16 protein-coding genes and 1 other annotated feature are annotated in these 26,064 nt (G+C 55.2%); of the genes, 3 read left to right on the top strand and 13 right to left on the bottom strand.

Annotation, left to right across the window (positions count from 1 at the left end):
• Window positions 1-6: 6 nt before the first annotated feature.
• The 7 genes from DQG23_RS12725 to DQG23_RS12700 all read right to left on the bottom strand — a co-directional run bounded on the left by DQG23_RS12725 (window position 7) and on the right by DQG23_RS12700 (window position 10,958).
• The gene (locus tag DQG23_RS12725; RefSeq protein ID WP_113031229.1) at window positions 7-2,016 is read right to left on the bottom strand and encodes an acyltransferase family protein; all 2,010 of its coding nucleotides are present in this window, start codon (window positions 2,014-2,016) and stop codon (window positions 7-9) included.
• On the bottom strand, window positions 2,009-2,149 hold the full coding sequence (locus tag DQG23_RS42115) for a hypothetical protein (protein WP_158560437.1): 141 nt from the start codon (window positions 2,147-2,149) through the stop codon (window positions 2,009-2,011). The genes DQG23_RS12725 and DQG23_RS42115 overlap by 8 nt, the downstream gene beginning before the upstream one ends.
• A gap of 195 nt (window positions 2,150-2,344) precedes the next feature.
• Complete coding sequence (gene bshB2, locus DQG23_RS12720) at window positions 2,345-2,998, bottom strand: bacillithiol biosynthesis deacetylase BshB2 (RefSeq protein ID WP_113031228.1); 654 nt, start codon at window positions 2,996-2,998, stop codon at window positions 2,345-2,347.
• A gap of 19 nt (window positions 2,999-3,017) precedes the next feature.
• Window positions 3,018-3,362, bottom strand: a complete 345-nt coding sequence (locus tag DQG23_RS12715; protein ID WP_113031227.1) for a YojF family protein — start codon at window positions 3,360-3,362, stop codon at window positions 3,018-3,020.
• A 198-nt stretch (window positions 3,363-3,560) separates the two neighbouring features.
• Complete coding sequence (locus tag DQG23_RS12710; RefSeq protein ID WP_113031226.1) at window positions 3,561-7,895, bottom strand: DUF4838 domain-containing protein; 4,335 nt, start codon at window positions 7,893-7,895, stop codon at window positions 3,561-3,563.
• Window positions 7,896-8,169: 274 nt separating this feature from the next.
• A complete protein-coding gene (locus DQG23_RS12705; protein ID WP_113031225.1) occupies window positions 8,170-9,042 on the bottom strand; it encodes an AraC family transcriptional regulator in 873 nt (290 codons plus the stop codon).
• Between the two features lie 41 nt (window positions 9,043-9,083).
• Window positions 9,084-10,958 (bottom strand): arginine--tRNA ligase, encoded by a 1,875-nt coding sequence (locus DQG23_RS12700; protein WP_113031224.1) that lies wholly within the window; start codon window positions 10,956-10,958, stop codon window positions 9,084-9,086.
• Window positions 10,959-11,006: 48 nt separating this feature from the next.
• Window positions 11,007-11,240: a binding site (T-box leader), on the bottom strand.
• Window positions 11,241-11,482: 242 nt separating this feature from the next.
• Here DQG23_RS12700 and DQG23_RS12695 point away from each other — a divergent pair.
• Window positions 11,483-12,592: a GIY-YIG nuclease family protein gene (locus tag DQG23_RS12695; RefSeq protein WP_113031223.1), complete on the top strand. Its 1,110-nt coding sequence runs from the start codon at window positions 11,483-11,485 to the stop codon at window positions 12,590-12,592.
• On the opposite strand, the gene DQG23_RS12690 is transcribed toward DQG23_RS12695, so the two are convergent.
• From DQG23_RS12690 to DQG23_RS12675, 4 genes are all read right to left on the bottom strand, one after another.
• Entirely contained in the window at window positions 12,587-13,528 is a 942-nt protein-coding gene (locus DQG23_RS12690; protein WP_238177869.1) for a VanW family protein, read from the bottom strand. The genes DQG23_RS12695 and DQG23_RS12690 overlap by 6 nt on opposite strands.
• A 64-nt stretch (window positions 13,529-13,592) precedes the next feature.
• Window positions 13,593-14,984, bottom strand: coding sequence for a cobyrinic acid a,c-diamide synthase CobB (locus DQG23_RS12685; protein ID WP_158560436.1), 1,392 nt, complete (start codon window positions 14,982-14,984; stop codon window positions 13,593-13,595).
• 51 nt (window positions 14,985-15,035) lie between these two features.
• Complete coding sequence (locus DQG23_RS12680; RefSeq protein ID WP_113031221.1) at window positions 15,036-17,687, bottom strand: LamG domain-containing protein; 2,652 nt, start codon at window positions 17,685-17,687, stop codon at window positions 15,036-15,038.
• Window positions 17,688-17,735: 48 nt separating this feature from the next.
• Complete coding sequence (locus DQG23_RS12675; protein ID WP_158560435.1) at window positions 17,736-19,343, bottom strand: RNA polymerase sigma factor; 1,608 nt, start codon at window positions 19,341-19,343, stop codon at window positions 17,736-17,738.
• A gap of 252 nt (window positions 19,344-19,595) precedes the next feature.
• Between DQG23_RS12675 and DQG23_RS12670 the strand changes: the two genes are divergently transcribed.
• Window positions 19,596-20,936, top strand: coding sequence for a DegT/DnrJ/EryC1/StrS family aminotransferase (locus DQG23_RS12670; RefSeq protein WP_113031219.1), 1,341 nt, complete (start codon window positions 19,596-19,598; stop codon window positions 20,934-20,936).
• Window positions 20,937-21,122: 186 nt separating this feature from the next.
• On the opposite strand, the gene DQG23_RS12665 is transcribed toward DQG23_RS12670, so the two are convergent.
• Entirely contained in the window at window positions 21,123-24,266 is a 3,144-nt protein-coding gene (locus tag DQG23_RS12665) for a glycosyl hydrolase family 95 catalytic domain-containing protein (protein WP_113031218.1), read from the bottom strand.
• Window positions 24,267-24,417: 151 nt separating this feature from the next.
• Here DQG23_RS12665 and DQG23_RS12660 point away from each other — a divergent pair, with 151 nt between their 5' ends.
• Window positions 24,418-25,275 (top strand): AraC family transcriptional regulator, encoded by an 858-nt coding sequence (locus DQG23_RS12660; RefSeq protein ID WP_113031217.1) that lies wholly within the window; start codon window positions 24,418-24,420, stop codon window positions 25,273-25,275.
• 198 nt (window positions 25,276-25,473) lie between these two features.
• Here the strand turns inward: DQG23_RS12660 and DQG23_RS12655 are convergent, their stop codons facing one another.
• Entirely contained in the window at window positions 25,474-26,028 is a 555-nt protein-coding gene (locus DQG23_RS12655; RefSeq protein WP_158560434.1) for a GNAT family N-acetyltransferase, read from the bottom strand.
• Window positions 26,029-26,064: the final 36 nt, after the last annotated feature.

The raw sequence follows: 26,064 nt of genomic DNA, 5'->3' as shown, positions 1-26,064 counted from the left end.
TCGCGGCTATTTCCCCGCTTTTGGGACAACGAGTGTTTTCTCGATAAGCGAAGCGTAAGCTTTGGCGCCTTCAGCCGTCAAATGAACGCCGTCGGAATTGAAAAAGTCTTTGCCTTTACTGGCGGAATGCCAATCAAGAAGCTTGGCATTCGGAAAACGCTCGGCAGTATCCGCAAGCTTCCGGTTGACGTCGTCCTCCCATGGGCGGGGAACTCGGGTGTTGATGAGCAGAATGGTCCGGTCGCCCCCGATCGTATTCAACAGCTCCTCAAGCTGGGAATTTCGGAACGTCCCGTTGGTGCCGAGCTCGATCACGACGGTTTTGCCCAGCTTTTTATCCGCCTTGAGCTGCTCCGTCAAAGCCTGCGCCTGCGACATCTGACGGCCGATTTTGGCATCGATCGCGATTCCGGGGAAAAGCTCCTCCAAATACGGCGATACGCCGAGCATGACGGAGTCTCCGATTACCGTGATGCCTTTGCCGGATTGCGGGGCCGGATTCTCCACGCCGCCAGGCGTCGGCGACGGTAAGGCCACCGGTTTGTCGTCCGGCTTCACAGTCGGCTCCTCCTTCCCGGCCGACGGCGTATCATCCGGTCTCGCGCCGGGTGTCGGCGAAGGGCTCGCATCCCCTGCCGCCCCGTTCTCTGGGCTCGGCGTTGGAGTTGACGGATGACCCTGCCCCGCCTCAGCTATACTGTCGTCAACGCCGGACGGTTCGTCAGAGGCGCTTCCCGCAATCGCGAAACTGAAGGTGACGATCAAAAGCAGCGCGCATGCAGGAGCGAGCCAGCGAGCCTTCCGCTTGACAAAACCCGCAAGGTTATCTTCCCTCGGCCGATCACGGTTTGCATCCGGGATTCGCGGAATCGAAAATACGCTTGTTTGTCCTTTGCCCAGTCCCTTACGTTCTGATGGGGCTTGCTGCGCGAAAGCCGCTCTCCGCCGGATCGGCTCCTCGATAAATCGCCAAGACAGCGCAGCAAGGCCGATACATATTGAAACTTGCAGCAGCATGCGGGGTATATCCGGACCGATGCCATGAGATGAGCTTTCGCTTAATGCAATAACCGGAAAATGCCACAAGTAGATGCCGTACGAGCGAACGCCCAGCCACCGCAGCGGCTTCCAGCTCAACGCCCGATTGAGCCGGCTGGCCGGGTGAACGACCGCAGCTACGACGACCGCCGTAATCACGGAAAGCAGCACAAGCCCGCCGCGGTATAAAAAGTCGTCGTATTGATCCGTCAAAACGATCATCAGGAGAACGGCCAACAAGCCCGCCCCTCCAATACCATCTATAATAAACCGTCTGCCGGAAGAAATATTATCCGAAAGCAGCCTGCTCGGCCAAACCATCGCAAGCGCGGCTCCGATCAGCAATCCGAAGGCTCTCGTGTCCGTACCGTAATAAACCCGGCTTGGGTCGCTGCCCGGTACATAGAGGAGCGCCATTGCAAGCGCAGAAACTGCTGCGGCGATAAGCATGAGACCGGCCATTTGCCCCCGACGCGGTGCAAAGCGGAGTCCCAAAGCCAGCAAAAACGGCCAAAGCAGGTAAAACTGTTCCTCGACGGCAAGCGACCACAGATGTCCAAGCGGCGACGGCGGACCGAACTGCTCGAAATACGAGACCTGATGAAAAATAAACCGCCAGTTGCTGACGTACATTACCGCAGCCAGCGCATCGCCGCCGATCGCCTGAAGTCTGGAGGCATCGAAAAGCGCAAGCCATAGCAGCACCGAGGCGACCATGACGAGCATCGCTGGTATCAGCCTGCGAAATCGGCGCAGCCAAAAGCTTTTGATATCGATGCTTCCGTTCTTTTTCCATTCCGCGGTTGCGAGATCCGTAATTAGATAACCGGACAAGGTGAAAAAAACGCCGACGCCCAGCAATCCTCCCGGCGCCCATTTCGGATAAATATGATAGATGATTACGGCAAGCACGGCGATTGCACGCAAGCCGTCCAGACCGGCGATATAACGTCCTTTTCCTTGAAGAGGCTCAGGCATAACACAAGCCCCCTTCGGTCGTGCTCCCGCTTCCCTTCGACCTCTCTCCGAAGTTCGCATCCGCAAAATGCGTTACACTTGCCGTTTTGACAGCCTTCCTTACGCCCGATTTGATCCCGATGTTCCGTTTCATGTGCCGCTTTCCTTTCGAGGCCTTGCTCCCGCCGCCCGTTTAATGTATGTGCCAAGCTGTAATCCCTTCGGGTGTCGACTCGCCTTTCGGTTTACATTCCTGATTATAGAGAAGGCTTCGAAAGAAGTAGTTACGAAACAGTAAAAAACGGAGCCGCATAATCGCAGCTCCGCTTTTGGCGAACATATATCACGTTCAAGTAAAACGATAGGTCCAAAACCGTTCCGTGACGAGTCTCGGCTTCACTTCTTCATCCTCGTACGATTTTTTGCCGGCCAGAAAAAGCCCTTGCGTACGATGCGACTCGAGCGAACCGATTTTTTGCTTCAAATGGGCGGATACGTCGCGGACGATATCCGGCGGCCCAAGCACGGCTTCGCAATTTTTGGAGAAAGCGACGCAATAGACGGTCGGACGTTCTTCCGCCGCCATACGCTCGACCGTTTGGACGACAAGCGCTCCGGTCGCGTCGTGATCGGGGTGGACGCTGAAGCCGGGATAAAAAGTAATTATCAACGAAGGCCGAAGCTCCTGAATCAGGGCGCCCAAACGCTCGATCAGCGCTTCCCGGTCTTCGAACTCCACCGTTTTATCGTGAAGCCCCCACATTCTCAAATCGCTTATGCCGATCGCCCGGCAAGATTCCTCCAGTTCTTTTTTACGGATCACCGGAAGCGTTACGCGGTTGGCAAAAGGAGGGTTCCCCATGCTCCGTCCCATCTCGCCTAATGTCAAACATACGTAAGTGACGGGCGTTCCGTTCTTAATATGCTCGACCAGCGTTCCCGATACCCCGCACTCATCGTCGGGATGCGGCAGCACAACCAGTATGTGTCGTTCTTGTTCCATCTGCTATCTCCCCCTTCCGTTAGAACGGCTCGCGGCTAAGCTGCAATCCGACAACAAGCTTTCCTTCGCTGTCATGGCCCGCCATTATCAGCTTTCCTGTATCGTCTTCATCCCAGTGGGTCAAACCCTCCGAATAGACCCAGCCGGTTGCGGTTTTCAAGCCTATGCGATAAGGTCCGCTGCCGGCAATCGAGCCGTGGGCAAACCGGATGGCGCCATTGCTGACGAAGGTCGAGGCCGTAAACCTCGAGCTGTCCCTTAGCGATGCGTATGCCCCGGTCGTCATTTCCAAGTGAAGATAAAGGTCCTGGTCCTTGAGCGAATCCAGGACGCGCTGTACGGCTTGCGGTTCAATCAGGTGCATGTTTATCCTCCCCTCGGGACTGTTCTTTTCTATTATGCTTGAAAAACCGCGAAATGCAAACGGTGATATCGTTTCGCAAGGATAAACGCCTGCCGGCGCCTTTGACGACTGCGTCTACCACAGGTTTAGAGCCTCTGCCGCGCTATCGTTTCCGATAAACAAAATGAAGCCCGCAGCTATTCGGCTGCGGGCTCCCTACTACTCCAATTTCTTCACATATTGGAATTCCGTCAATTGGACGCCGTTCTGGTTAGGACTTCCATTGATCGGTCCGAAAAAATTATCCGTTATTACGACTTTAAAGTAACGCTTATGAACCGGAGAAATCATGATGGACCGAACGGCATCGGCCGTTATCGTTCCGGAAATGACCCCGTTGAAAATTTCCTGATCGAATACGACGCCGTCATCGTCGACGCCCACGTAAATTTTAGCCGCTTTAACGGATAAATTCGTAGCGGCCGGGCGGTTTTTGACAAGCAACTCTTCGACCGTTTGCGCCGTACCCAAATCGAAGCGCAGATCGACCGATCCCGTAACGGACGCATTCGGATTCGTATACATGACGAAGCCGTTATGGCTCGCTTTTTCCGTCGGCGAAATGACCGATACCGGCGGAGCTTGCACAGAATAAAACTTCGCAACCTGAATACGGTCCTGATTCGAGCTTGCTCCGTTGATCGCACCGAAGAAATTCGATGAAACGACAAGCTTGTAATACCTTTTCGCGGAGTCCGATATGTCGACCGTACGCATTTCTCCGGCTGCGTTCGTTCCCGGAACGGTGCCGTTGTACACCATTTCGTCAAAATGGACGCCGTCGTCTTCCGAGCCCACCCATACCTGCATATTTCTAATCGAAAGATTCGTGGCAGTCGGACGGTTTTTGAACGTCAAAGCGGAAGTAAGCGCAGAGCTGCCGGCATCAAGGATCAGCTCAATGCCTCCGCCCGTTGACGCGTTCGGATTGATGAACATATTGAAGCCGTCGTACGCTGTGGCGGTTACCGGCGAAACTGGGGAGACAGCCGCTTCGCCCGGCGTTACCGACCAGTCCGCAAGCGAGATTGGGGCGGACCGCGTTTGGCGGACAAGCCATACGGGCTTGTAAATACCGCCTGCGCCGGATCGGCTTTCCACTCTAACAACTACCGTATTGCTTCCGGGTCTGATCGAATTTTTGAGCGATATCGTGAACGGATCCTTCCACGCGTTCGGGCTTGTCACGGGATCGTAGATGTTCTCGCCGGCCAGGCTGCCGTTCACCCAAACCTTGGACGACTTATCCACCGCGCCGAACAGTAAGGCGAGATTTTCATCCGCTACCGCAGCATCGAAGGTCGTACGGTACCAGGCGATGCCGTCGTAATCCGTACCGTGCTCATTTTTCCATGCGATGCCGTTCAGCTGCTTTTCCCAAACGCTGTCAATCCCGATCGTATCCCATGCTACGCTCGAGGCTTCGGAAAACCATTGGTCGGTTTCGCCCGATTCGTCAGGATCCCATTTGAAATCCCACTGAACAGGGAGCTTTGCACGCAGATCGTATTTCTTGTATTCCTGATAAAGCGTTCTGTTGATCGTCCGATTCTCGGCCCACGTTGCATACCAAATATTAACCGCGTTGGACGAGGCGATGCTTTGCCTGTAGCTGTCCAGCTGCTGCACGGCTGCGATCAGGTCGATTTCCTTGGCGGGATCGCTTTGGGCCTGCCGGTTTGCCGCCATCATTTGTACGGCCAGTTCGGCATCTACTAACCCTTTTTCCACAAATTCGATCCTTTGCAGCACCTTTGCGTCGCCTGACGCCAATGCTTTCGCTTCGTCTAAAACAGCGTGAGCGGCGGTAAAATCGGAAGCCGTAAACAGCAAATCGATCACGCGATGAAAATCGGCGAAAACGCTGTCCACGTGCATCTTGGAAATATCCAGGCCGAGGAAGGTTTGCTCCGCCCGCTCCGTAACCGTTCCCCAATAATCGAAATATTGCTCGATTTTGTGCTTGGCGGGACCGAATGCGCCGTAATATTCGTCGAGAATCGACTGAACGCCTTTGCCGGCTTCCTCATGCATCCGCGCCACCATGTACAAGCTCGGCCCTTGGGCGGCGAACATCCCTGTCAGGGAATCGAAATCCGTACCAATCATGCCGCGGGAATATGCGAACGCAAAATCGTCTCCGAAAGCTTCGGCATACTGAATCGGCAAATTATGGCCCGCAAGCGTGTAATTCGGTCTTAAATAAATCGAAGCGCCTTTATCATACCAGCCCTCCCACTGTTCCTTGAACGCTTGCGAATTTTCGTCCGTCCACGGAAACAAGTGCGTCGGAACAATACCGATAATGATATCGCTGTTTAATTGCGTATCGACTGGAGGCGCGCTGTAATTTTCATAAGCGTAACCGATTACTTTGGCGTTAGGATCGTAAGCTCTCGCTTTTTGTTGTAGCGCCAAATACCATTTGGCATAGCGGTCCGACAAGGAATAAGGCAGATAGAGCTCCTCCTTGCCTTCCGGCACCGGATACGGCACGCTTGTGTTGTCCAGCGCGAGCGTTTCGGGAGAACGGTCCAGTCCCGGCGTATCGTTCTCGATTCCGTTGACCCAGCTTTTCTTCTCCGTCCGGTTGGCCAGCCATTCCGAAATGACTTGATTCTGCAAGCCTTCATTCCCGACATTCATCGATATCAGGCTTCCCGCGCCGGGGTAATAAGGATGCGAAGGGCGGCGCGTATTGTCCGGCAGCAAATTGAAATATTCCGGATGCGTGTCCTTGAATCGGTCCCAGTAGTTCGTAAAGCCGTGACCGTAGTTCAAGCTGATGCCCTCCGCAAAGCCGTGCCGGCGAAGCCAAACCGATTGATCCTGCATAAACTGCGCTTTCACCGAAGGCGAAACACCCGCTACGTCAGCGACATGCGAAACGTTGCGCCACCGCGTATGCTGCAGCTGCGCTTGCCCCATCAGATCGCGATGATTCATGGAGAAATTAGTTTTCTGCGGAATCTCTTCCCCCAATTCGCCGGGCCACAGCCATTTGGCGCCCAAATCGTTTCTGAGGATATCGTACACGCCGAACAGCGTACCTGCATCCTTGGTCAGATCAAGCGAACTCCCCGCTTCGTCATGACCGGTAACGTAAATCTCGTTTGGTGTAGTCCGAATCGCGTACGATCGCGGCCCCATTGCGCCTCCGTCCAGACCGATATTCAGCGCTGCCTGCGTACGGCCTATATAAACAGGCAGCAGTCCTGCGGGCAATGACGACTCCTTCACGATTTGCAAGGTGACTTGCGTCGATTTCCGAATATGGTATTGCAATTCGCTCGCCGCGTAATCCTCTACGCCGATTGAACCGTCGGGAACGACGATAACCGCCTTAGCCGTACCGTTCTCGACGAAAAGGTTCGGTGAAAGCGTCGCCGTTACCCAAACCGCAACCCCTTTCGAAACCTCGAACTCTGCGGAAACGCCGTTCGTATAGCCGGTTTTCTCCGCTGTAATCGTATACATGCCTGGCGGCACATCGCCAATTATAAACGTCCCTGACGGATCCGTGGCGGCCGTATAGGTGGTTCCGGTCACGGTTACGATAACGCCTTCCAACGGAGCTTGGTTCGCGCCGTAAACCATGCCGGTTACCGTCCCCGTTTCTTCTCCCGCTGGAGTCGGAGTCGGAGTCGGTGTTTGCGATGGTGTCGGTGTTGGCGTGGACGTTGGTGTTGATGTTGATGTTGATGTTGGTGTTGGTGTCGGTGTTGATGTTGGTGTTGACGTTGGTGTTGATGTTGGTGTTGGCGTGGATGTTGGTGCCGATGTCACAGCAGGCGTCTGCGTAGGTTGGATCGCAGGCGTCGAGGACAGCGAACCCGACGGCTTCGGAGATGCCGAGCCTGTGTCTTGTCTTAGTCCCGCCGCCCTGTCCAAAACGACTACCGTTTCGGCACGCGTCATGCGCGAACCGGGCTTGTAGCTTCCGTCTTCATAACCTTCCATAATGCGCTTGGCCAGTAACGCAGCGACGGCGTCAGCTCCCCACTCGGCGATATCGTCCGCATCCGTAAACGGCAGCGGCGTGTTGCGGGTTGCCTGGATATCCAGCTTTACTATTCTGGCGATCATAACGGCAGCCTCTTGCCTGCTGACCGGAAGGCCGACGCCGATCGTGCCGTCTGCATAACCTTCAATGTATCCGGCTTTGACCGCCTTGGATACCTCATCATACGCCCAATGGGCGGCGGATAAGTCGGTGAAAGTGACCGACGCCGTTTCGCCGAAGCCGAAAACGCGATTGACAAGCGTTATAAACTCGCCGCGGCTCACGGCATTATCCGGTTTAAACGTTCCATCGGCGAACCCCGATATGAACCCTTTTTCCATCCAATCGGTCATCTGCTTTTCCGCCCAATGCCCTTTAAGATCGGTAAGCGCCGGTGCAGCTTCCCCGAAAGCGACACCTGCGGTAGAGATTGTCAAGCAAAGGATCAAAAGGAAAGCCAGCATTTTTTTGAATCGTCTGAATACGATCATGTCACCCTCCCGATTTTGATAAATTCGAACCGGATTGTCTGAAGCAATAACGGCCTGCAACGGGTCATTAACAGCCAAGAAAGCGCTGAAACCGATGGCGCCACCCAATAAAGCGCTTTCTAGATTACCCCCAAAGCGAATGTTTGTCCGCTCCTGCGGCGGTTTTCTCACCTCCGAACCATCCCTGCAGGCCGTTTCTATTGCTGACTTTTATCTTAATCGATAGGTGATATATAATAATGGGTTATCATTGCATTTTTATAGGGTCATGTTATCATTGCTCCGGCTCGTGATGATTCTGAACGCTTCGGTAAGCGCGCGGAGTTACGCCCATTTTTCGTTTGAAAAGGCTATGGAAATAGGGCATGTCATGATAACCGACCCGATTGGCGATATCTTGAACCTTCAACGTAGTCGTACGGAGCAGCATGCAGCATTCCTCGATTCGGACATTTTGCACATATTCCATAAAGGTTTGCCCGGTAAACTGTTTGAATAAGCGATGAAAATGGCTGGGACTCATATACGCCATCGACGCCGCTTGTTCCAGCGATATGGATTGACTGTAATTGCTGCGAATGTACAGCATAACGGGTTCAAGCCGGTTAGAGGGAAGCCAGCGCTCATGAATATCGTTCTCGAAGCGGTACAGTAGAACAAGCAGCTCGATTACATGAACAATCAGAAGCGTGCTGTAACCCGATCTCCGCTGCAAAAATTCGCTATGCAGACGTTCGAAAATGCCTTTGGCTTCGTTATGGGAATCGTGGTACCGATAATACGTTCTAACCTCGTTGGAAAAAAGCTGTTCGCTGCGAAAAGGCAGGGGAATCGATTCGCACCATTCGCGCAGCTTTTCTACGGGAAACAAACAGTTGTATACGATAAGCGAAGGATTGTTCGCCTGAATGGCAGGCCGGTAAACGTGAGCCGTTCCGACCGGAATAATGTAAATATCGCCGCTCGTTACCTGCACGACTTCCTCGTCGATATATTGATAGCCTTTTCCCTCGGCGACATAGTTGATTTCCAGAAAGTCATGCGTATGCAGTACCGATCGATAGTTTTCATGATATCTGCTCACATAGATGTTCACCAAAGGATCCAAGTAAATATTGGTATTCCTCGAATAATGCTTCTTGCTCATCGCCGGTCCCCCTTCCTTGCAAATCTTGACGGCTGTCCTCCTCACATCTTGTTCGGAGCCGGCAGTCCCAGCATGTGCAAAGCATCGCGCAGCGTAAGCCGGAAACGGTCCGTCATCCAAAGACGTTTCGCTTTCGTCCGGTCATCCTCCTTCAAAATCGGGCATGCCGCATAAAAATGATTGAACAACGTCGACAGCTCGTAAACGTACGTGCAAATCGTATTCGGCGAAAGCTCCCGAACGGCGGTTTGGATCGTTTCCGGCCAGTACGCCAGCTGCCTGAGCAGTCGTTTCTCCTGAACCTCAAGGTCATCGAGCCGAATATCGCGATCCGAAGTGCCGGAAGCAAACGCCGCTTTATCGAGCACGCTGCAGGATCTTGCGTATGAATAGAGCAAATAAACGCCCGTGTTCCCGGATAGTTCCGTCGCCTGCTCCAAATCGAAAACGACTTCGGTTTGCAGATGATACCTCAGCAAATAATACCGGATGGACGCTGCGGCTATCGCCCGGATGGAGAGGCCGGCCTTGCGCGATCGCTTCGTTTCGACGGACCGCTCCATATGCATAAGCATTTCGGAGACCTTGATGCCGATGCCTTGGCGTCCGGACATCGGGTACGAGCTTTTGCCGTCGGACGTATCCAGGCCCAGCCCTTCGGCCGTTTGCCTGCTCAAGGAAACGACTCCGTAGCTCACGTGCTTAAGCCGCTCCGCCTGCTTGTCGAAGCCGAGCGCCTGCAGCGCTTGCTTGACCATCGCCTGCGGATATTCCTGACGGTGATCGATCACGTTGATGACCGTGTCCGCACGGCCGATCCTTTTGGCGACCCCGTCCGTATGCGTGGACCAAATGCCGTCCGCAAATTTACGATACCGGAACTCTTTGCCGAGCACGCCGAATTTCCACAAATGATACGCGATATCTTTGGCCGTATACGTCAATACCCCGTTGGAGCGGACGAGCACCTTCTCGGCGTGGTAATCGTCCTGTTGGCTCCCGTCATCCGCCGCATCGTTTTGCTTCAGCACCCAGCAGCCCGCCAGCTTGCCTTCCGTCTCCTGCCGAAAAACGGCAGTTCCGCTCAGCAGCTCGAAGGCACGCGACCAGAAGCCTTCCCGCACGATGCTGCTTTCCCACACAAGCACGTCGTAGCCGATGCCGAACTGCTTCATTTCCTCCAGATGCTCCCGTACGATTCGTTCCGCGACGAGATGCCCGAGCCAAGCCGTATTGGAGCAGCCGTTTTCAAGCTCATGGAGAACGGCCGTACGCTCCTCTTGCAGGCCTGGGTTTTCCTTGTATGCCTTATTGATCTTCGCGTACGTCTCCCAGCAAAAATCGCCGAAGCGTGCATAATCCCGCTCCGTCTTCGTATGAAGCATGCCGACAACCGTATCCGCAAGCTGATTGCCCAAATCGTCGATATAATTGTGCACCTCTACGCGATGCCCGGTGATCCGAAGCATTCTCGCGATCGTATCGCCGATGCACGAATTGCGCAGATGACCGATGTGCGCCGACTTGTTCGGGTTGATCGACGTATGCTCGATGATGACCTTAGCCCCATTGGGATAGGATGCAGACGGCATGGCGTGCGGCTCCGTCGCCGACCACTTCTGCCAGTCGAGATGAAAATTGATGAAGCCCGGAGCGGCCGCTTCGACTTTGGCGAACAGCTGCATGACGGTATTGTCGCTCCTAAGCAGCTCCGCCAGCTCCTCCGCGATCGCAAGCGGCGCCTTGCGCAGCGTCTTTGCCAGCGTCATGGCGATATTCGTGCTATAGTCCCCATTGTCCGGATTAGCCGGATGCTCGATCGCAGCATGTATGCTTTGCGGCTGCTGCATGCCGGATCGCTCGAACATTACGGGTAAAACGTTTTGTATCGATTGTTGAAGTTTTCCGCTAATCATCGTTCAGCCTCCTCTTTGTGTTTGAACGCAAAAAGCTCCCGTCTCCAAAAAAGAGACGAGAGCCTGACATTCCCGCGGTACCACTCTATGTGCCGGCCCATACGCAACGCGCTGGTCCGACCACTCGTACGGGTAACGGCCCGTGACCGGATTTGCCTACTTGCTCGCGTTCGGCAAACCATTTCCCGGGTCCGCTTCATCCTTGACCTCCGTACCGGCTTTCACCAACCCGGCTCGCTGCGACTGGCTGTCATGGACTACTGTCCCGATCATCAATATTCGAAATATTCCGTCACAAGGATAGACGGCTTCGCCGTCCTTTATAGAACAGGCGCGTTTACCGGGAAATCGAACAATCAGCGGAGATATACTTTCTGAGATTTAAATAAAATGCTTGAAAACAGTTATACCGGAAGTCCGCGCAGATGTCAAGGGTTCCAGCCCAGCCCCGATTATGCTATCGTTAACAGCAGAGAAAACCGGCGCACGAACGCGTCGTTTGCATTCGCATAAGGAGAGTTGGCATGCGATACGACTTTATCGCCGAACGTTTTCCGCAAACGCACGGCTGTTATCTGATGCTCGACGGGGGAGGCCGCGTGTTGTACGTCGGGAAAGCCGTCAATTTGCGCAGCCGGCTGTCCTCTTATTTCCGCGGCAAGCCGGATCGTACCAAAACGGCGATGCTGGTGCGCGAAATTCAAGATATCGACATCATGATCATGACGAACGAGAACGAAAGCCTGACGCTCGAGCGCGAGCTGATCAAGCATTACAAGCCGCCATACAACCGCGCCATGCGAGACGGTCCTTCGGTTCTGCCGTATATCGCCGTGACGTCCGAATCGATGCCCCGGCTAACGGGAATTGATATCCCGAGATTTCAGGAAGCGGAAACGCCCGTCGGCCCGCAAACGGACGAATACGGCTCCTTGATCGGCCCGTTTCCGAATGTCCCTTACCGCAATATCGTCCTCGATTACATAATCGAATCGTTCGGACTCCCAAACGACGAGCCGATGGATGAGAAATTTGCCCGTCGATTTTACATGGAGCTGCTCGGAAGCGCCGGTGAAGGCGAAGGACGCTTTTCTCCGGAACGGCTTGCCGCCACCTTGGAGCAGGCCGTCGGTTTGCTTCAAAATCCTTCGGCGCTGCTAGAGCATATGCGGGAGCAAATGATCGAACACGCCGTACAGCTTCGATTCGAGCGCGCTCATCAAATAAAAAAGCATCTGGACGCGATCGTCCGGATGCGGGAAAAACAAAACGTCAACCGCCCCGGCATCAAGGCCGAAACGGTCGTTTGGATCGGAGACGCGCACGCATTGATCGCCCATCTCGAGGACGGCACGGTCAGGCGGAGGTTTCTGTTTGTACCCCTGTCCGAAAATCCGGAACCCGCGCATGCGGTCGTTGTCCTATTTGCGGCCATATGGGCGGAGCGAAAGCCTCATGAAATCATAACGAATGCCGGCGGAGACGGAATCGGGCAGCAGGTGCTGGCCGAAACGGCCGCCAGCTGCCCCCGCATACGGCTTTGCGTGCCGCAAAAAGGGCGCAAGCGGGCGCTCCTTGACATTTGCCGGCTTAACCTCGAATACCGGACAAAAAGACGAATGGAAGAATCATAAGCCGGCATCCGTTTCGACCGACACTTCCTCCGGCAGCTTATCGGACATGCTCGGAATTTCCCGCGGCTTGTAGTCGATGACATCGGAAGAATAAATCGAAACGTACATCGTGCCGGAGCCGGCGAAGGCGCGGATCAATATCGGCTGGTTGTACTGATTGTAAAACGCGAAATCCGGCCCGTCCCAGCTGACCGTAGCGTCCCGCCCCGGAAGCACGTACGGAACGCTTTTGCTGTGGGAATAACGCTGAACGATTTTCAAGCCTGCCCGGTCGATGGCGTTGTACAAAGTCGAGGATACTTGGCATATGCCCCCGCCGATCCCCTCCGACAGTTCGCCTTTAACGATGACGGGCGCCTTTCTGTATCCTTTATCCAACGTGCGTCTGCCTACGGTGCGGTTGAACGAAAACGTTTCTCCGGGAAAAACGACGTGGCTGTCCAGCGCTTTGGAGGCGATAGCGATATTGTTCGAACGGTTTTTATTCGCGCTGTTGTAATAGGTTGCGTAGTGTCCTATCGCCTTGACGCGAATGTTCGCAAGCAGCTCGCTGTCGACTCTCGGATAAATCACCTTGCGCGGCGCCTCGACCGCAAAAGGCCCGTTTCCGTAGAAATACGTATAAAAATGCTGCATAAACGCATGCCGGTCGAGCTCGTAACCAGGCTGTTCCTTCACGATTTTACCGGAAGCGTCGATCTTCGCGTTTTGAGGCGGCTGGTACACTTTTTTGTAAACCTGTTCGCGAAAGGATTGATATTTTTGCATATCAACCATCGACATTCCCGGGAGCGTCATATCGGCTCGGTTTGCCGAAGCGACATTGCGTCCCTTGAACTCGACTGCGAACTGTCCGGACACATTCGTTTCCGGGGGCTTCATCGGCTGCGAGGGCTGTAAGAGCAGCAGCACGGCGGCGATCCAAATCAGCTTCAAAGCAGAAACAACTCCTATCGCATTGGCTCTACTCTGATACATTTTCCCAAAACAGCCCGATTTATCAAAAAGTTATGCGGCACCGATCGACAAAACGCTCCGCCGCTTCCGGCGCGGATGCGAAGTGAATATGCGTATATCCGGCTACAAGACCGCGGAATAAAACGCCTTCCTCTTTACTGCCTTTCATCCCCTTGGTCAAATAAGCCGGCGGCAGTTTTTCGGCACCGGCTGTTCCCGGCCTAAAAGTCGAATAGTGAAACTCATGACCTTTCGCCGTCATTTGCATGCCGAGGAGCTCGTTCCCTTCCATTCCCTTGATTTCCCTATAGCCGAGTGCAGCAAGCTTCGACTGCATCGTCACTTCGCCGGGAACGATCCCGACCATCGGATACCGCCTGCCGGCCGTGTCCACGATCGCCTCGGTCAAATACATGAAGCCGCCGCATTCGGCAAGGGCGGTGCGCCCGCTTTCGATAAACCGGCGGATCGACGCTTTGACCGCTTCGTTAACCGCCAGCGTTTCAGCAAATTCCTCCGGAAATCCTCCTCCGATATAAAGGCCATCCGCTCTTTCGGGCACCGCCTCTCCGGCCAGCGGCGAGAAAAAGTCGAGCTCGGCTCCGCAAGCCTGCAGCAGCTCGAAATTTTCCGGATAATAAAAATTAAACGCCGCGTCCCTCGCTACGGCGATGCGCACCGGCTTTGCCGATCCCCGGGAAGCGAAAACAGACAGTCTGCTTTCGCTCTCCATCATGCAGGAGATATCATCGCATTCCGCACAAGTTAATATGGCGTCCAAATGAAACGAAGCGGCAATCCGCTCCCCCAGCGTCTCGAATAACGGCTGCAATCCTCCCCGCTCCACTGACGGCAACAGACCGAGGTGCCGCTCGGGTATTTCCAAGTCGTCCTCGCGCTTCAAATATCCGCAAACCGGCACCCCGCACTCCTGCTCGATCGCCTCTTTCACGATCCTGTAATGGCTTTCGCTCCCGACCTTGTTGGCGATAACTCCGGCGATCCGCACGTCTTCGGAAAAATGCATGAAGCCTTTGACGACTGCCGCCGCACTGCGTCCCATGCTCTGGCAATTGACGACCAGCAGAACAGGGCAATCGAGCAGCATGGCGATTTCCGCGGCGCTGCCTTCGTTCGTCAAATGATTTTTCCCGTCGAATAGTCCCATAACGCCTTCAATAATCGAGATATCGGCATCCTTGCTTGCGCTCTTGAAAATGTCCTTCACCGTCTCGTGAGGCATCATCCAGCTGTCGAGATTGCGCGAGGTCCGTCCCGTAACCGCCGTATGATAAGCCGGGTCGATATAATCGGGCCCGACTTTGAAGCCTTGAACCGTTAAGCCCCGTTCCTTCATGGCTGCCATGAGACCGAGCGTAACGGTCGTCTTGCCTGCACCGCTTCCGGTTCCGGCAATGATGATGCGGCGCTGCATCCGCTTCTCTCCCTTCGCTTGCTCCGTCATGCCGCTCCATTATAACCGCGGCTAAAGCAGCTCCGCCAGTTCTTTGTACGCCTGCAGCGCTCCGATTTCCGCTTCCTTGGCGCCGCGCAGCAGCTCGGCCGCGGCATAGCGGCGCTCGCCGTCCGGGATCGGGCCGAACGGCTGCATCCAAGGGAACATGTCGAACAGCTTCGCAAAAGCCTCTTTCAATCGGGCGGCATGCCGGATTGCCGAATCGAACGGCTTTGCGAGCGACGGATCGGCAATCCGCTCCTTCGCCTCGGTCAGAAACAGCCATCCTGCATCGCGAAGCTCCTTCCATCCGTTCGCATGCAAGCCGAGATACCAGCCGTCGTACCGCCCCTTCTCCAAGGCGAAAATAAGCGCATCATAAGCGGAGGCGCCGGTCATCATACCCGGACGAGCCCAAGGACCGCAAGGGTCCGCAAACTCGACCGCCAGCTGAAGCGCCTGCCGGACGATCGAGCGGTCGGCGGCGGCCGGCTTCGGTTTCGCCCAATAGAGGCGGACGTCCCCCTCCTCTTGCGGAGATAAGTAAGCGCCGGCTTGTTGAACGCGCCAGCAATCGTCGCAAACGCATACGGTGCGTACGGGCCCTTCCTCCCGCCAGCGGTTGCGGCGAATCGTGCAAGGCTCGCACGGACACTGTCCCAGCCCGTACATGGTCCATGGAATCGTTTTTTCCGAAGGCCCGTGCCATGATGTCGTGTAGTAACCGTCCCGGTCATAGCCCCGTATAATCGTATATTCCCCGCCTATAAAATCGACAGCGCGTCCGAAGCAAGCCCATCCTTCGTCTATCGCCTCTCTTGCGGAAGACCAAGCTTGCTCCAGCAGCTTCCGGTAAGCTTCCCCTTGCGCGTTTCCTTCCACGCCGCCAATGTTCAATCCGATATTGCCGAGCAGCCCGATCATTTTCCGTTCCGGCAGCGGGATGCAAAAATCATGTACGTTGATCCGCTCATGCGCGGCGAATAGAAAAGGCCTTCCCGTGGCGCCCTTCAGCCAAGCGTCCGAGCAATCGATCCCATAATAATCGGTGATGCCGCGAAACGTGTTAAGCGGCGACATGCAGCTGACGCAATGATAATGGAGCTCTTGAAGCAGTTTCCTGCTGTCGAGAATATCCGCCAGCCGGCCGAGATGCGAGGCTCCCGACCGTTCGGCTTTCGCCGCTTCCTCGATCGCTCTTGCCGCTTCCGTCCGCCAAGCTTCGTCGCCGCCTTCGCCCTTCGCCGCCCATGCAGCAAGCCGCTCCGCTTGGACGAGCGCTTCCGACTCCGTTCCATACGCAGATACGGCGTGCGATAACAAATCGTCCCGTTCGAGCCCGACGGTCTCGCCGGAGCGCTCCAGAAACCGGACCGCCGACTCCCGGTTATACCGCCACGCCGCAATGATTGCGGCCTGCTTTTCCGCACTGCCTTCCGCCCCCTCCAGCTCCTTCATCAGCTTCGCATAGGCTTCCGCGTTTTGCGCCGAAACGCCGCCTGCCAGCCTGCACGCGAACGCAAGACGTTCCCGTTCGCCCGCCGCTTCGGAAACACGGACAGTGACAAGCCCGACATCGTCCGCCATCAGCTTGTCAAAGGGGACGAATCGTCCGGCACAATCGCTGCCCTCAACTACGATGCCTTCAGACAGGCAGGCCGTGACCGCTGCATAATTTCCATTTTGGGCAAAACGGCCGATCACGGGAACCTCCTGTGCGAACGCTTCGCGGATGTACGCCAAAACGGCTTCGCCTTTCCCGTTCCAATGCGTAAGCTTGATGCCAAGCAGCTTCATAGCGGCTGCGAAACGATCAAACGTTATCGCTTCCGTAAGCGGCTCGACCGGCGGCATGAACGAAATGCCGCTCGTCCCCATCAGCTCCGCTTCCTCGATATAGCGGTTATAATACCGCAAAGCGCCCGTTAAACAGCCGAGCAGCGAATCGGCATGCGGCAGTGGCCGAAAACCCCGAAGAAATAAGCCGCCCTGCGTGAGCCGCATCTGTTCGATCTCCGTCGTTACGGCATAAGCTACGGAAGCGGCCTGCGGCATATTCGAAATACCGCTCGAAGCATGCAGACTTTCCAAAGCTTCAGCCTCTTTCTCTGGTGCGCCTGCACTTGCATAACGACCGTCTGCCGGCAAATGCTCGGTCACCGTCAGCGTGCCGACCTGCAAATTGGCGCGCCATCCGGTGCGCACGCCTACCTTGCCGCTTAACCCGCGGTAATTGCCTGCCAGCGCATAACGCTCCTCCCCGTCGACAAGCAGCCGCATGACGTCCTCCGCAATAATCCATTCCACATGATGCCACCGACCTGTAGGCACCCGGCCGAGTCCTTCCAAATGAAAAGGCTGTCCGGTTGCCGGGTGGCGCACATGCAGAAGATCCTCGCGGCGGTCCCAGTTTAAGATGATTTGGCCTTTGCCGTACAACAGCACGATATTCGTGCTGTCCGTCATGAGCGTTCCTTCTATCGTTAGCGGCGTTCCGTATACGTTCTCGGTATAAGCGGCATGAATGCCGAACGAATCGGTTATCTGCATCCCTTCCGTAGTCCGTACCGGCATGCTGCCGGGGTCCGCCGCAAGCCGATCGATAATGCGGCCGTCCCGGTATACCGGAACAGAAACCTTTTCAGCGACTGTTTCGCTCTTTCCGATCAAATTCGTTCCCATCGTTCGATCTCTCCTCTCATTTTTGCGTAAGCGCCGGTATCCTTTTTGTTACAAAAGCCTGGCCAGCCGCATCAACGACTCAAGCCCGGCTTCCTCATGTTCTTTCGCTTCCTGCAGCAGCTTTGCCGCCGTTCTTGCCGTCTCGGTATCGGCAAGGCTCCCTCCCTCAGGAAAAGGGAACAAGGCGCTTAGCCGTGCGAAGCAGCCTGCCGTCTCGTAATAATGGCCCTCCGCTTCGAAGGCAAGCCGTCCCGCAGCGCCTTCCAATCGCCCCTCGAACCCGCGCAGAAAACGGATCGCATGCAGCCGGGCGTCCGCCGCTACCCGGATCGTATACGCATTGCCCAGCGGATCGGCGGCACCTTCCCGCAGCCTGCGTATCCATACGTCATACGCAGCAAAACCGCATGCATAACCCGGAAAAGTCAATTCGCCGTAAGCATGCGCCGCAATCATGCCGATCGTATGCCTAAGCGTTTGGCGTTCATCCCTCTTCCCGGCATCGCGCTCCAACGCCATTACAAAAACGCCGCCCGCCTTTCCCCGGCCTAACCGGTCGTAGGAAAGTCTCTTAGCCCCGCTTCCGTCGTCTCCGGTAAACAGTTGTCCGGCATCGTCGAAGCCGAACAGCAAACCGAAGCCCGGCTGAAACATATCCCAGGCAATCACCGGCCGTCTCGCCGCTATTTCGCTGCGGGCGAGCATGACCGCTTCGCGCAGCATGTAAGCTGTAGGCGCCGCGCCGCCGTCTCCCGCGAACCGGACGCGAAGTCCGGCATTCGCCAAGCCTTCGGCAAAAACGGGCTCCCAGAAATACATGGACGGCCCGGACACGTCGATACTTCCGGTTTCCACGCACAAGCGAAATGCCTGGCCGGTCCGCCCCATTACATCCGATAGCTCTTCATCCCTATATCCGGCATGAAGCAGCCACTGATGGACGCATACCGCTAACGATGTTTCGCAGGATTTCCAAGCCTCCGGCGGAATGCGCATCGCCAGAACCGCTCCTGCGCTCCCTTTTGACGCGTCGATACTATCCCGCAAATATTCGCGAACCCGCTCCGCTTTCGCTTTCCGGCGGGAACGGGCCAGCAGCTTGTAAACGTTCGCTTCGGTTAAGCCGAGCGCCTGCGCAATCTCCTGCGGTCCGAGCTGCCGATAAAAAAACGCCTCGAATACGTCCCGCTCCCGCAACGACAATCCATGCAGCATGCGATGCACGGCCGCGAAAAATTCCTGCCTCATATAGGCGTTCTCGGGTTCGTCCGTCTCATCGCCCGCTCTTGCCGAACGGGATAACCTGTACAGCAAGCCGTCCAAATCGTTTATGCGGTTCGCGGTAACGTTCTCCTCACGATTTTCGTTCGTTCCCGTCAAGTCGCTGAACGTCGATTCCTTCGCCCGTCTGGAAGAGCGCCGCAGCGACATCAGCGCTTCGTTGCGAACGATCCGGGACAGCCATGGCGCAAAACGTTCCGCATCGGCAAGCCGGTCGATATGCCGGAATGCCCGAATAAGAGCGTCCTGTACGATATCTTCAGCCGTTTGCGGATCGCGGGTTATCCGTTTGGCGATGCCGAATGCTTTCGTCCTGTGCAAACGAACAAGCTCCCCGAACGCTCCGGCATCTCCCGAGCGCGCCAATCTGGCCAAGCCGGCTATCTCTTCGTTCGATCTTTCCGAAACAGTAATCACTCCTTTCCTATTACGGTTTGATGCTGACCGGATTCATTTTTGGACATTTATTTCAAAAAAATATTTCTTCGCCTCCATCGCGGTAGTGAATCCATTTCGACAAGTATGCCGAACTTCCTCCCGGTATCATGATTTGGCCGATGCCGTTTCGTTTTTGTCCGATATGCCGGAAGGAAACGCTTTATAATTGACAAACAGGAGGGGATTAATATGAGCGAAAAGGTAAATTTGGCATTGCTCGGCGGTACGAAAGCGGTAGATCAGGAAAATAACGATATGTTCAAATGGCCGATCATTACCGATGAGGATGAAGCTGCCGCTCTGCAAGTTCTGAGAGATGGAGCGATGTCCGGCACGGACATCACGATCAAATTCGAGCGCGAGTTCGCCGAATGGCTGAACATGGATTACGCGCTTGCTTTTAATAACGGGACCAATTCGCTGCTTGGCGCATTTTACGGCTGCAAAATCGGGGTCGGCGACGAAATCATCTGTCCGAGCATCACCTATTGGGCGTCGGCTTTGCCTGCCTATACGCTTGGGGCATCCGTCGTTTATGCCGAGATCGATCCGGTAACGCTGTGCATCGACCCGAAGGATATCGAGCACCGGATTACGGAGAGAACGAAAGCGATCGTCGTCGTTCATTACCTCGGATATCCGGCCGACATGGACGAGATTATGGAAATCGCCAAAAGGCATAACATCAAAGTCATTGAAGACGTATCTCACGCGCAGGGCGGGTATTATAAAGGCCGCAGAGTGGGGACGATCGGAGACGTCGGCGCAATGTCGCTGATGGCCGGGAAATCGTTCGCCATCGGGGAAGGCGGCATCTTCGTTACGAACGACCGCGAAATATATGAGCGCGCTATCGCCTTCGGGCATTACGAGCGGTACAATGACAGCATCCAAACCGAATATTTGCGCTCGAGCTTGGGATTGCCTTTGGGCGGCTACAAGTTCCGCATGCATCAGGTCAGCTCGGCGGTCGGACGCGTACAATTGAAATATTACGATCAGCGTATTCAGGAAATCGACAAGGCGATGAATTATTTCTGGGACCAACTGGAAGGCGTTCCCGGCTTGCGGGCTCATCGCCCGGCCAAAGACTCGGGCAGCACGATGGGCGGCTGGTACGCCACGCATGGCCACTATGTGCCCGAGGAGATCGGCGGGTTGTCGGTCACCCGTTTCTGCGAGGCGGTTCAGGCGGAGGGCGTCCCCATCGGTCCCGGCTGCAATCTTCCGCTGCATTTGCACCCGCTGCAGCATGAAGTGGACGTCTACGGACACGGCAAACCGACGGTCATCGCCAACGCCGACCGCGATTTGCGGCAGCCGAAGGGAAGCTTGCCGGTATCGGAGAACATTGCGGCAAGACTCTATTCGCTGCCATGGTTCAAGCACAACCGGACGGATGTGATCGACCGTTATGTCGAGGCGTTCCGCAAGGCTGCGCTCGGCTACGAAGCTCTGCTTCCAGGCGATCCGGGCAACCCGGATACGATCGGCGGCTGGAATTTCTTCCGCCAGCGGGCTACCCGTTGATGACCTGACGGGCTGCACAGGCCTAAAAACATATTCAGCCCAGCGTCAATGTTGCAGTTTTGACGCTGGGCTTTTATTTCGGCAGGCTTAAAGCGGCTTACCCGATACATGCACTACAAAATCACAAATCGCGCTCATGCTTAAAATATGACGCCTATAGAGAACAAACTCGCTTATTCCTATCGCCTACAAATACGTGTAGTTTTTATTCACGATCATCAAATTGATTTTCCATTTCAACCCTTCTCGCGTTCGAAAACGAAACTTCGCATAACCGTCTTTTCTCTGCGAAACCGGCATGATCTCCGCAGCATATTCGCCCGCCTTCAATACGCGATCCGGCGTCCAAACGCCTTGTCCTTCGATTTCAATCTCCGTATAGGACGGAGCGCCGTCATCTCCGGATACGAGCAGCACATCGTATCTGCCCCTCGGAAGCTCCAGCAGGAACGTTTTCTCGTCGGTCCCTCCGATAAAATCTCTGCGCAGCAAATCGGGTCCGCCGCCATCTTCCGCGCTTAAACCTTCCGCACTCTCCCAGCCGATTCCCGAATACGGCGTAAATACCGTTTCCGCCGTTATTTTACGAAAGGCTTGGCCGATGACGCCTTGATCCATATGAACTTGTCTCGGAAGCGCCTGCGAATAGTCCTTGTTCAAAAGCACTACGCTCACGCCGAAATCAAGCCGGTATGCGGCCAGTCTCGACTCTCTGTAGTTGCCGGAGTAATAGTCGAACGTAAAATGATCAAGCAGCTTCAAGTAGCCGGTGTCCCTGTTTTTGCCCAAAAACACTTTGCGGCTCGTGTGCGCTTCATGCACCCGCGGATAATCGAATCCAGCCTGTCCGCCATTTCGCTGCGCCGTTTGCGGCGATGAAGTCCTGCAATCTTGCTTAATCGACAAAGACGAAGCCGCTTCCGAGTCCAGGTGAATGGCATACTCGCCGTTTACTTCCGTATCGAAAACAAGCATGCCGTTCTCCAGTGTATAATCGGATGGCATCCATCCAGCCCCACCCAAACGCGAGACCACTAGCCGGTCGGACTGCGCAAACGGGTTGCGGACGACTGCCCGGGCGCCGGCCAAGCTCTTGATTTTGATCCATGCCGTGCGGCCTTTGGACATCGAGGCGCTAACCTCGAAAGCGCCGACAGCAAGCAGCCCTTGGAACGCGCAGTCGTCCCATTTCGGGTACGTGCGCACCTTTTTCAAGACATCGTGCTCGTACATCCCGATCGTCCGCTCCGGCTCGGGTTCCCCCGTCGGCACAGCCGGAAACACTTCGATCATCCCGCTGTAGCTTTGCAGCAGCATTTCATTGACGGCGGCGACCGTCTCGCCGGAAGCTTCTATCATATGAGGGTGATAGAGCGGCTCGTTCGTAATGTTGCAATAGTTCATCCAGCGCTCCGTTTCCTCGGCAAACAGTCCGTTGCTTCGCAGCGACAAGTCGATGCCCTGCTCGTACAGCAGCCGTAACGCCGTGTTTCCTTTGCCGAGCCTGGAAGCCGCCGCCGACAGCCAGCCGAACTGGAACATGCCGTATTCGGTATGGCGCTCCGCATGGCGCAAGGTGTTTTCAGCACGCTGCCGCAACGATTCCTCGCTGTTTTTGTCGATCTCGCCGATCGGATAGATCGGCATGAGCAAGGACGGATGGCGCAAATGCAAATCGGCGGGCGCCCACTCCGAATCCTTGAACACATCGCCGTACCGAGCCGAAACGGCCGTCGGGTAAGGGGCCAAACGAGCCGCCATTTCGCTCCATTTGTCGCGGTCGGCCTTCTCTTCTCCAAGCAGCGCGTTCGCTTCGATCGTCAGCTTCAGTAAATATTTCACAGTCGAAAGCGTACTCACCGAATTCCGGGTTATCGGCCCCTGCTCCGGCGAAATATCCGGGAACACGTCATATTGTCCTTTGACGGGATCGTACTGCAAATAACCCTCGAAAAACTTGACGATCCGCTTAAACGCCGGATATGCCTTTTCCCGCAAAAAACGAAGATCCATGCTGTAGCGGTAGTAATCCCATAAAAACTGCGCGCACCAAGGCCAAATGCTCAAATACAAGGCATGCGGATAATCCGCGGCATAACCTTCCAAACCGTAAAACTGATTAGCCATTCGTTCCGCTTCGGCCGCATAGGACAACAACCCGTCGTTAAACGCCTCCGCCGTCTCCAAGTGATTCGCCGTATAAAGCGGCCAGAAAGCCGCTTGAATGTTGACGTCCCAATACCACATGCTGCCCCATTTGGTCGGCTGTTTAATGTCCCACAGGCCGTTCAGCCCGCATGCCTGCTCGAACATGCGCCCGTTCTTGCCGCTGCTGCATGCGATGGCATACAGGTTGACGTACCATAAATCCTCGAGCATCTTGTCCGGGAGCGTTACCGAGGAGCGCTTCCAAAACCGCTCCCAATGCAACCGATGATGCGTCGTAATAGCCGTCCAGTCCGCTGAAGACTTGCTCAGTCTTTGCTTCGCCGCTTCGAGCAGGTCCTGCGCTTCCTCATCCGTCACGACGGTAGTCACCATCGTTACATGCTCGCCTGCATCGCGCAGACGAATATGAACGGCATCGGAAGTCGCTTCCGCTTCCCCCTTCGCTCCGATCAGCTTCGTCATGACGAGAAACGTAAACGGATCGTATCGTTCCTTGTCCTCGCCGTCCGGATAAAAGGAACCCGTATAATAAAACGTCGTGTCGTCCAGTTTATTATAATTGACCTTCATGTCCGTATATCTTCGCATCGGTACAGTCAGTGCCGCGGCTTCCAGCAGCCCGCCCTTCGATTGTTCGATTTGCGTTACGACGTAGTCGCCTTTTTGAGCGACGAGCGACCTGACGTGAAGCGATTGTTCGCCGTTTTCGATATGCAAATCGACATGCGCCTGCTCGATATCGAGCCGAAGCGTATAGCTTTCCGGATCGGCCAGCTCGGCCGAAGGCATCAGCCAAAGCTCCCCTGTCGGATAGTGGGACGTTCCTCCCGAGGGCTTGCCGTATTTTCGATACATGTTATTGCTCGTAAACGCGTCGCCGTACAAATAGAAAGGGCCTTCATCGGGATTCCGATACATGTCGGACGCCCTTCGTTTCAGCTCGTCGAACGTGAAGCCGTATTGGCGGTCGAATCTGCGGCCCTCCCCGTCCCGGTAAGCCCGGCTGTAACGGTGAAGCTTCCGGTAATATACCTCGTAATGATTCATCGCCAGCGTCAGCCTGTTTTCCTCGAAGAACATCATCCCGCCAAAATGTCCGTTGCCGAGCGGCAGCGCCTCGTTCCAGCTGCTTGGGGCATTTTGATAAGTTATTGTATGCATGGTTGCGGTTCCCCCTCGTTTGATCGCTTGCTCCAATCGTGAGCTTTCCAGCATTATGGTTTATAATATTGTAGTCCACTGCTCTTCTAATAGATTTGAACAAAACATCGCCTTTTGCATAAAAATACCATAATTTAGGTGAGTGCGCCGAATGGATGATAAGCTAAACGATTTTCTGAAGCAATGCCTGGCCAATATGCAAGCCCATGTCACGATTGCGGAATTGACGAAGGTTTCGCCGAGCTGGGGGCATATGAATTACATGCCGGAGGTGCACAAGTATTACTATATTCTTGACGGGGAAGGCTGCTTCAAGCTGAACGATACGCTTTACGAGGCAAAAGCGGGACAGCTGTATTTGCTGCCGGCCGGGGTTAAACAGACGTTATCGACATCCGGCTCGAATACGTGTTATAAATACTGGTGTCATTTTACCGCGTCGATCGGGGACATCAATCCGTTTCAAATTATGAAGCTTCCTTATAGGATCGAGGTCGATAACGCGCTCTCCGGTTTTGTTGAGACATTATTTCGGGATATGATCGCCCATATGCGCCGGAAAGAGCTTGTCTCCGCTTTGAAGGTGAAGTCGCTCTTCTTCGATCTGCTGCATTTCTACATGGAACGTGCAGAAATAACGGAGGTGCGAACCGAGGCTTCCCTGACGTATGAGAAAATGAAAACGGTAGCCGCCTACATGAACGGGCATTTGGCGTCCGATTTGACTACCGAAGAGCTCGCGCGTTTGTTCCACTTGAGCCCCAACTATTTCACGCAGCAGTTCAAAGAAATGCTGGGCGTAACGCCCATCCAATATTTGAAGCGTTTGCGGCTGGCGGAAGCCAAAAAGCTGCTGCGGACGACCGCCATGTCCGTAACGGAAATCGCCTCCGCCGTAGGCATGGAGCTTCACTACTTCAGCCGGCTGTTCAAAAGCTCGGAAAGCTTCTCGCCCAAAGAATACCGGCAGCTGTACCGGAAGCGAAGCGTGATCGATTCTCGCGAATAATCGACGGCCTGCCATATCGGGCTGTACGTCCGGTTCCCATACAGGCAAGCCGCCATTACCTTTATCAAGCGTCCCGGCGGCCGTCTGTTCGCATTCACGCTGTCTGAAGCCGGCCGGCAATCCCGCTTTAAGCCTGTTTCCGGACGTACAAAAGCCGCCCGCGGCGCTTCGCCGGGACGGTTAAGGAGCGGTCGCGGATCAATTGCTCCCGCGATACGCTTTGTTGTGAAATTTGGTAATATAACGGAACAGACTTTCGCCGTCGCCCGGCAAAGGACGGTCCGGATCAAAATTTTTGTACATCGCGCGGTACGTTTCGGGTACCCATCTATACGTATGCACGTATTCCGTAAGCCGATAACCGCAGCGCTCCCAGAAAAGGATCCGACCCTCGTTATCCGTGCCGGGCTCCGCTTCGACCTCGATGACGACGCCTTTGCAGCCTGCAGCCGTTCGCGCCCATGCTTCGATGCGTTCGAGAAACGACCGGCCGAAGCCCCTGCCTCGTACATCCTTACTGACCGCCAAATAATCGATGATCAGAACGGCCGCTTCCGCGTCCATGCCGGTCAGCGCCATCGCGACGATACGCCCGTTTTCGGCTGCGGTATGCAGATGGCACATTCGCTTCTCGAACATGTTGCGAATGATCACCCGCGTCTTGCTGCCCGGCTCCGGAAAAGCCTCCCGATATACGTGTTCCGCCTGCTCCCAAAGCGCCTCGTTCCATTCTGCGGTCGTGTGAACCTCCATTGTCGCTTCCTCCAGCATGCTTCACTGCAGTCTACC

Source organism: Paenibacillus contaminans, assembly GCF_003285015.1.
In the GTDB taxonomy this organism is placed as follows: Bacteria; Bacillota; Bacilli; order Paenibacillales; family NBRC-103111; genus Paenibacillus_V; species Paenibacillus_V contaminans.
Note: the sequence above shows the minus strand (reverse complement) of the source record. Positions and strands in the feature narration are given on the sequence as shown.